Annotated in this window: 1 protein-coding gene; it reads right to left on the minus strand. The window is 64.0% G+C overall.

What is annotated here, in order from left to right:
- Window positions 1-979: MMPL family transporter (locus GM1_RS21150; protein WP_040520980.1), on the minus strand; the 979-nt coding region annotated here is incomplete at both ends.

A 979-nucleotide genomic window follows, 5' to 3' on the forward strand; every position in this document is an offset into this window, starting at 1 on the left:
GACAGTGGCCAGTAGATAGATCGGTGCGACGATCGCCCTGAGTAAGAGCATTAGGATCAGGCCGACTATCAGGAGCGTCCCGAATCCGAGTAACTTGAAGTCGTACGCCAGAAGTCGTTGGATGTCGGCGTTGATCGCCGGGAACCCGGCGACAGATGCGCGCGCACCCTGCAGCGTGGTGTTCGGCATGGCGTCCTCGGCCACCTTTGACAGGCTGTTAGCCAACGTCATGGCATCCGCGGTATACGGATCGTAGGCGGTCTGCACTACATAGCGAGCAGTCTTGCCATCCGGCGAGATGAACTGGCGCGCCACTTGGCTGAACTGTTGATCCTTGAACGCGTCGGCGGGTAGGTAGAATCCCGTTGCCGAGTCGGTGTTGCCGATGTCCCGGGCGGGCGCGCGTAGCTGGGCGGCCACTTGAGACAGGCCCGCCAGCAGCTGTACGTTGCTGTCCACCAATGCGCTCACACCGCCGGACAGCTGGCGGGCCCCGTCGGCGAGCGCTCGGACGCCCGTCTGGAGCTGTGACAACCGACTGCCGAGGTCCTGGCCGTTGATCGTCTGCAGAGCGGAGTCGAGGACGTTCAATGAGCTCTGCAACTGCGCGATGTCCGCCGTTCCCGGGCCGTTGACTCCACCGAGCTGGGTAGCGAAGTCCGCGAAGCGACCGAGGGACTGGTTGTCGGCCAGTGCGCGGATGTCCGAGGTCTGTGTCTGCAAGGCCGAACACTGCGGGATCTGGACGCACCAGGGAGCATCGAGTGCACTCAACACTGGTGCGACGGCGTCGGCAGCCGACTGTGCTTGTCGTGCCACTCGAGACAGCTCGGGAGCTTGTTGGGAAAACTCATCGAGTGCGGGCGCCGCAGCAGCCAGCTGATCGACGAGCGGACGATACTGGCTGAGCTGCTCGCCGGCCGACGAGGCCTGCTCGAGCAACCCCGACAGCGGCGCGAGGTCGGTGGTGATTTGCTCG

Source organism: Gordonia malaquae NBRC 108250, from assembly GCF_000344135.1.
Classification (GTDB): domain Bacteria; phylum Actinomycetota; class Actinomycetes; order Mycobacteriales; family Mycobacteriaceae; genus Gordonia; species Gordonia malaquae.